Here is a 7,173-nt window from a genome sequence, read left to right on the forward strand (position 1 = left end):
GCGGTTCAAATTGCGACATGTCGTTGCTTGAACCGCCGGCCCTCTCCCCCGACCTCTCTCCCGCCAGGCGGGAGAGGGGAGAACGCCCGTCAATCCTTCCCGAACTCTGCGCCCATCTCGCGGCCGCGCGCGGCGGCTGCGTGCATGGCACGAACGAAGGCGTCCTTGATCCCGCCTGCATCCATCGACGTCAGCGCCGCATAGGTGGTGCCGCCTTTCGACGTGACGCGCTCGCGCAGTGTCGACACTGGCTCGGGCGACTCGGCGGCCAGTGCCGCAGCGCCACGGAACGTTTCCACGGCCAGCTTGCGGCCCTGCTCGGCGGAGAGACCCATTTCGGTCGCGGCGCGTTCCATCGCCTCGATGAAGTAAAAGACGTACGCCGGGCCGCTGCCGGAGATGGCGGTGACGGCGTCGATCTGGCTGTCATCCTCGACCCATACGCACTGGCCCACGGCCTCGGCCACGGCCGTGGCGATGGCGCGGTCGTCGCCGGACAGCCCCGCCGCGGCCGCCAGGCCCGTCATGCCCATGCCGGCCAGCGCCGGGGTATTGGGCATCGCACGGACCAGGCGGGCCGTGCCCATCCAGCGTTGCATGTCCTGCAGCCGGATGCCGGCGGCCACGCTGATGATCAGGTTGTTCCGCAGCAGCGGCGCCAGCGATGCCACGGCATCGCGGAACTGCTGCGGCTTGACGGCCAGCACGATCACGTCGCTGGCACCGAACGCGGCGTCGGGCGCTGCGAGGGTTTGCACGCCAAGCGTCTGGGCCAGGCGCTGGCGGGCGTCTTCGAACGGATCGACCACGCGGATCGCACTGGCAGGCACGCCGCGGGCCACGAGGCCGCCGATCAGGGCGGAGGCCATGTTGCCGCCGCCAAGGAAGCCGAAGGTAAGGGTGTCGAGCATCATAGTTCCTGGTGTGCCTGCGCGATGGGTGTCGGGCCGGCGTCGATTATCGTGGTGTCGTGGAAGGCGGCGTGAACGCTGGCGGCGCCATCAGTGCCGCGCGCCGAAGATCGCGGTGCCGATGCGCACCAGCGTGGCGCCTTCGGCAATGGCCGCGTCCATGTCGGCGGACATGCCCATCGAGAGCGTATCCACCTGTAGTCCTGCTTGCCGTAGCTGGTCAAGCAGCTCGCGCAGGGCGGCAAACGGCTGGCGCTGGGCTGCCGGGTCATCGGCCGGCGCCGGAATGGCCATCAGGCCTCGCAACCTCAGGTTTGGCAGCGCGGCCACAGCCTGTGCCAGTGCCAGGACATCCTTCGGCGGCACGCCGCTCTTGGTGGTCTCGTCGCTGATGTTGACCTGGATGCAGACCTGCAGTGGGGCCATGCCCGCCGGCCGCTGGGCCGACAGCCGTTCGGCAATCTTCAGCCGGTCGATCGCATGCACCCAGTCAAACTGCTCGGCCACGGGCCGGGTCTTGTTGCTTTGCAACGGGCCAATGAAATGCCACTGGATGCGGCTGCGCAGGTCGTCCAGCGCGGCAATCTTGTCCAGCCCTTCCTGTACGTAGTTTTCCCCAAATGCGTGCTGCCCGGCCTGGAAAGCCTCGCGAACACGTTCGGCGGAAACGGTCTTGGAGACGGCCAGCAGCGAGACTGCTGAGGCTTCCCGTCCGGCTTGTTGTGCAGCCGCCGCGATGTCATTTTTCACGGCTTGCAAGTTGGCGGCGATTACAGACATAATCCGGCGAACATACCAAAGAAGTACAACAATAAGCCATTAAACGAAGACCCTGACAAAACGAAACGAAGCAGTTCTGGCCAGGAGGGTGAAGCAGCGGCGCCAGAATCGTTTTGTCAGGGTCTATTAGGGTGGGGTCATTATAGATGGACATCGCGCAGCTACTGGCCTTTGCGGTCAAGAACAAGGCATCCGATCTCCACCTCTCGGCAGACATGCCGCCGATGGTGCGTATTCACGGGGATATGCGCCGCATCAACGTCGCGGCAATGACGCACAAGGACGTTCACGCCATGGTGTACGACATCATGAGCGACGTTCAGCGCAAGTCATACGAAGAACGCCTTGAGGTCGATTTCTCGTTTGAAATCTCCGGTCTGTCCCGTTTCCGGGTCAACGCCTACAACACCCAGCGCGGCGCGGCCGCGGTGTTCCGGACGATTCCTTCAAAGGTCCTGACCCTTGACGACCTGCACACGCCGGCCGTGTTCGCCGACCTGTGCATGAAGCCGCGCGGCCTGGTGCTGGTCACCGGCCCGACCGGCTCGGGCAAGTCGACCACGCTGGCCGCCATGGTCGATCATCGCAACGACAACGACATGGGTCACATCCTCACGGTGGAAGACCCGATCGAATTCGTTCACCAGTCCAAGAAAAGCCTGATCAACCAGCGCGAACTCGGACCCCATACCCATTCGTTTGCCAACGCGCTGCGTTCCGCGCTGCGTGAAGACCCGGACGTGGTCCTGGTCGGCGAATTGCGTGACCTGGAAACCATCCGCCTTGCGCTGACCGCGGCGGAAACGGGCCACCTGGTCTTTGCCACGCTGCACACGAGTTCCGCGGCCAAGACGATCGACCGTGTGGTCGACGTGTTCCCGCCCGAAGAGAAGGACATGGTGCGCACCATGCTTTCGGAATCGCTCGAAGCCGTCATTTCGCAGACGCTGCTCAAGACACGGGACGGCAATGGCCGTACGGCGGCACACGAAATCATGATCGCCACGCCCGCCATCCGCCACCTGATCCGCGAAAACAAGATCGCGCAGATGTACTCGATGATGCAGACGTCGAGCGGGCTGGGCATGCAGACGCTGGACCAGTGCCTGGGCGACCTGATCAAGCGCGGCATGATCAACTACAACGATGCGCGGGCGATTGCAAAGAATCCCGACGCCTTCATGGGCTAGGAAACCGCTTCAGAATGATTCTGGCGTCGTTGCGCGGCCTTGTCGTACTGTTTGTACTGCCTGCGGCCTCGCGTCTAGCCAGAACCGCTTCGCTTCATTCTGAACCGGTTTCCATGTAAGAGAGGGGCACACCATGCTCGACCGCGAATCCGCCGCCAAGTACATCAACGACCTGCTGGAGCTGATGGTCAACAACCGCGGCTCCGACCTGTTCATCACCTCGGAATTCCCGCCGGCCATCAAGGTGGACGGCAAGATCACGCCAGTTTCCCAGCAGCCGCTGAACCCGACGCAGGCACTGGGCCTGGTGCGCTCGATCATGAGCGAGCGCCAGATCAGTGAATTCGACGACACGCGCGAATGCAACTTCGCGATCACGGCGCCCAATGCCGGGCGCTTCCGTGTCTCGGCTTTCATCCAGCAGGGGCGCGCGGGCATGGTCGTGCGGACCATCAACACCCGCATTCCATCGGTGGCGGACCTAGATCTGCCGCCGGCGCTCCACGACATCGTCATGGCCAAGCGTGGCCTGGTGATCGTCACCGGCGCCACGGGCTCGGGCAAGTCGACCTCGCTTGCGGCGATGCTGGACCACCGCAACGCGCATTCGTATGGCCACATCATTACGATCGAGGATCCGATCGAATACGTGCACGCGCACCAGAACTGCGTCGTCACGCAGCGCGAGGTGGGCATCGACACCGAGTCCTGGCACATCGCGCTCAAGAACACGCTGCGTCAGGCCCCGGACGTGATCCTGATCGGCGAAATCCGTGATCGGGACACCATGGAATACGCGATGCAGTATGCCGAAACGGGCCACCTGTGCCTGGCCACGCTGCACGCGAACAATGCCAACCAGGCCATTGACCGTATCGTCAACTTCTTCCCCGAGGAAAAGCGCCAGCAGTTGCTGATCGATCTGTCGCTGAACCTGAAGGCGATGATCTCGCAGCGCCTGTTGCCGCGCGCGGGCCGCAAGGGCCGCGTGCCTGCCGTGGAAATCATGATCGGCACGCCGCTGGTGGCCGACCTGATCTTCAAGGGCGAAATCCACGAACTCAAGGAAGTCATCAAGAAGTCCCGCGAGCAAGGCATGATCTCGTTCGACCAGGCGCTGTTCGAGCTTTATGAGGAAGACAAGATCACCTACGAGGACGCGCTCAAGAACGCCGATTCGCTCAACGATCTGCGCCTGATGATCAAGCTTCACAGCACGCGGCACCGGGACGCCGACCTGGGCGCTGGCACCGAACACCTGAACGTGATCTGAGCCGCCGCGGTATCCTCACAGCCGTGAATAGTCTCAGGAGACAACCATGAGCAACGTCTACACGTTCGAAGCCAATTCCCTGTCCGGCAAGCCGCAGCCGCTGGCCAACTTCCGGGGCAAGGTGCTGCTGATCGTCAATACGGCCAGCGAATGCGGTTTCACGCCGCAGTACGCGGGCCTGCAGACGCTGCAGGAGTCCTACCAGGCACAAGGTTTCGACGTGCTCGGCTTCCCCTGCAACCAGTTTGGCAAGCAAGAACCGGGCGACGCGGACCAGATCGGCGCGTTCTGCGAATCGCGCTTCCATGTCACGTTCCCGATGTTCGAGAAGGTCGACGTGAACGGCGCGGACGCGCATCCGCTTTACAAGTGGCTGACCTCGGAAAAGCCCGGCCTGCTCGGCACGCAGGCGATCAAGTGGAACTTCACGAAGTTCCTGCTGCGCCGTGACGGCTCGATTTTCAAGCGCTACGCGCCGACCACCAAGCCCGAGGAAATCCGCGCGGACATTGAAAGCCTGCTGAACAACCAGCAAGCCTGACGTTTGCGCCTACTGGCTGTCGGCGTGGATGGTGCGCAGGAATCCATTGAGCGAACGCTCGGGCGTTTCGTGGAAATGCTCGTCGAGCATCGTCAGCGCGCGGCAGCGGTCCAGCCGGAAGCTGCGGTAGTCCGACCGCGCCGTGCACCACGCCGCCAGTAGCCAGACATTGCCCCAGAAGAACAGCCCCAGCGGCTGCACCACGCGCATGCTTTCGCGCTGCTGCGCGTCGCTGTAGTCGATCTGCAGCAGGCGCTGCGCGCCGATTGCGGTGTGCACGATGTCGAAGGCCTCGCGCACGGCGGGCTGGTTCACATACTCGGGCGCGAAGATGCGGCTCTGCTGCGCGGCCACGCGCCGTTGCGGTGGCAGTGCAGCCACCAGCTTCTCCAGCGAAGGATCGGCCGCCGCAGCCAGCGCGCCGCCGCCCCAGGCCTTGAGCAGCCGCAGCCCGGCCACCATCGCTTCCACTTCCATCGCCGTGAACATCAGCGGCGGCACATCGTAGTCGGGCCGCAAGCGGTAGCCGATGCCGGCCTCACCTTCGACGGGCACGCCCGAAAGCGACAGCGCCTGGATATCGCGATAGACCGTGCGCTCGGACACGCCAAGGCGCTGGGCCAGCAGTGCCGCCGTGGTAAGACGGCGGCCCCGCAGGACCTGGACGATCTGGAAGAGACGGTCGGCGCGTCGGCTCACGGAGGGCTCGCGTTCAGTGGGTGCACGGCTCGTGCAGGCCGATCCGGTTGCCTTCGCTGTCCTTGATATGCGCGTAGCGCCCCAGGTTGTCCGGCAGTTCCACCGGGCCTTCCAGGGTCTGGCCGCCTGCGAAGCTCACGCGAGCCAGCATGTCGTCAAGCTGCGGCGCGTTCAGGTACGGCACCGGGCCGTAGAACGCGCTCGACCGATACTGATCGCCTTGCACCAGTGCGCCGGACGCATCCGCGTGCGTGAACACGGCCATATCGACCTTGCCCATCGTCTCGCGGCGCAGCGGGTGTTCGAACACGGCCTCGTAGAATTCCACTGCGCGCCGCATGTCGGTCACCGGGATTTCCAGCCAGTTGACCAGGGTGTTGGTGGGGGTGGACATGGTGGCTCTCCTCGTTGCGTGGTTGGGAGAACGGATGATGCGCCGGGGCTCCTGACAACGTCCTGTCAGGAGCGTGTCAGGGGCTCAGTGCGGCATCCAGGTGGCCAGCACCGGCACCATGATTGCCGTCAGCACGCCGTTCAGGCCCATCCCGAGTGCCGAGAACGCTCCGGCCTCCTGGCTCACCTGGAACGCCCGTGCGGTGCCGATTCCGTGTGCGGCTACGCCGGTGGCGAAGCCGCGCACCGTATAGTCGCGCACACGCAGCAGGTTCAGCAGCGCGGTGGCGCTGACCGCGCCGATAATGCCGGTCGCCATCACCAGCACGGCGGTCAGAGAAGGCAGTCCGCCGATCTTTTCGGAAACACCCATGGCAATCGGGATCGTGACCGATTTCGGTGCGAGCGACCGCACCACCTCCGGCGTTGCGCCAAGCGCGTAGGCAATGCCCACCGCAGACACCACGGCCGCCAGCGAGCCAGCCGCTAGACCGCACAGCAGCGGGAACACATGCGTGCGCAGCTTCGGCAACTGCATGTACAGCGGTACGGCCAGCGCCACCGTGGCAGGCCCGAGCAGGAAGTGCACGAATTGCGCACCGTCGAAGTAGGTCTTGTAGGGCGTGCCCGTGACTGTCAGCACGGTGACAAGAATCGCCACCGAGATCATCACCGGGTTGGCCAGCGGCGAGAAACGCGCGCGTTCGTAGATGCGGAACGCAAACACGTAGGCAAGCAACGTGGCCGTGAGCCCGATCAGCGGGCTCGCGGCCAGGTAGACCCAGATCTCGTTCAGACGTGGCGTCATGGCTGGACTCCCTCATCGGCGGGCTGCTGGACAGGCGGCTTGCGCATCAGCGCGCGCGTGACCAGCGCGGTGACGGCAATCGCCACCCACGTGGAAATCACCAACGCAACGATGATCGGCAGCCATTCGCTTTCAATGCGGCTGGCGTGCACCATGATGCCGACGCCGGCAGGCACGAACAGCAGAGACAGATGCTTGAGCAACTCGTTCGCGGAATTCTGAATCACGGGCAACAGCCGGTTATCGAAAACCAGCCAGCCAAACAGCATGAGCATGCCGATCACGGGACCCGGCACGGGCAGGTGCAGCGCGAAGCTGATCACCTCGCCCACGGTCTGGAAGACCAGCAGGATGGCAAACGTCTGGAGCATGGGGGCGCTATGGGAACGAAATGTGCCGACATGGTACTCCCGTACAAGATGCGTGCAAACGTAGGTGAGCCTGGTGGTTTGCGCCCCTCTCCCATTCATGGGAGAGGGGCGGGGGAGAGGGCCTTGAGGTGCAAATTGCGCTATGTCGCATTCCGAGCCGCCGTGCCCTCTCCCCCAACCCCTCTCCCGCCGTGCGGGAGAGGGGAG

The 7,173-nt window shown here is 64.2% G+C and carries 9 protein-coding genes; 3 read left to right on the forward strand and 6 right to left on the reverse strand.

All coding sequences use genetic code 11. The annotated features are described in order from the left end of the window. Positions 1-89: 89 nt before the first annotated feature. Entirely contained in the window at positions 90-911 is an 822-nt protein-coding gene (gene proC / locus B552_RS0126185) for a pyrroline-5-carboxylate reductase (protein ID WP_019452029.1), read from the reverse strand. Between the two features lie 90 nt (positions 912-1,001). Next, on the reverse strand, positions 1,002-1,691 hold the full coding sequence (locus B552_RS0126190) for a YggS family pyridoxal phosphate-dependent enzyme (protein ID WP_019452030.1): 690 nt from the start codon (positions 1,689-1,691) through the stop codon (positions 1,002-1,004). 146 nt (positions 1,692-1,837) lie between these two features. On the opposite strand from B552_RS0126190, the gene B552_RS0126195 reads away from it, so the two are divergent. The 3 genes from B552_RS0126195 (at position 1,838) to B552_RS0126205 (ending at position 4,695) form a co-directional block, all read left to right on the forward strand. Then, positions 1,838-2,881, forward strand: a complete 1,044-nt coding sequence (locus B552_RS0126195) for a type IV pilus twitching motility protein PilT (protein ID WP_019452031.1) — start codon at positions 1,838-1,840, stop codon at positions 2,879-2,881. Positions 2,882-3,014: 133 nt separating this feature from the next. After that, positions 3,015-4,154 (forward strand): PilT/PilU family type 4a pilus ATPase, encoded by a 1,140-nt coding sequence (locus tag B552_RS0126200; RefSeq protein WP_019452032.1) that lies wholly within the window; start codon positions 3,015-3,017, stop codon positions 4,152-4,154. Positions 4,155-4,200: 46 nt separating this feature from the next. After that, entirely contained in the window at positions 4,201-4,695 is a 495-nt protein-coding gene (locus B552_RS0126205) for a glutathione peroxidase (RefSeq protein ID WP_019452033.1), read from the forward strand. 9 nt (positions 4,696-4,704) lie between these two features. On the opposite strand, the gene B552_RS0126210 is transcribed toward B552_RS0126205, so the two are convergent. The 4 genes from B552_RS0126210 to B552_RS0126225 all read right to left on the reverse strand — a co-directional run bounded on the left by B552_RS0126210 (position 4,705) and on the right by B552_RS0126225 (position 6,966). Further along, the gene (locus B552_RS0126210; RefSeq protein ID WP_019452034.1) at positions 4,705-5,394 is read right to left on the reverse strand and encodes a YafY family protein; all 690 of its coding nucleotides are present in this window, start codon (positions 5,392-5,394) and stop codon (positions 4,705-4,707) included. A gap of 13 nt (positions 5,395-5,407) precedes the next feature. Continuing rightward, positions 5,408-5,788 (reverse strand): VOC family protein, encoded by a 381-nt coding sequence (locus B552_RS0126215; RefSeq protein ID WP_019452035.1) that lies wholly within the window; start codon positions 5,786-5,788, stop codon positions 5,408-5,410. 84 nt (positions 5,789-5,872) lie between these two features. After that, positions 5,873-6,595, reverse strand: a complete 723-nt coding sequence (locus B552_RS0126220) for an LrgB family protein (protein WP_019452036.1) — start codon at positions 6,593-6,595, stop codon at positions 5,873-5,875. Then, a complete protein-coding gene (locus B552_RS0126225) occupies positions 6,592-6,966 on the reverse strand; it encodes a CidA/LrgA family protein (protein ID WP_019452037.1) in 375 nt (124 codons plus the stop codon). Before B552_RS0126225 ends, B552_RS0126220 begins: the two co-directional genes overlap by 4 nt. Positions 6,967-7,173 lie beyond the last annotated feature (207 nt).

The organism is Cupriavidus sp. BIS7, assembly GCF_000292345.1.
In the GTDB taxonomy this organism is placed as follows: Bacteria; Pseudomonadota; Gammaproteobacteria; order Burkholderiales; family Burkholderiaceae; genus Cupriavidus.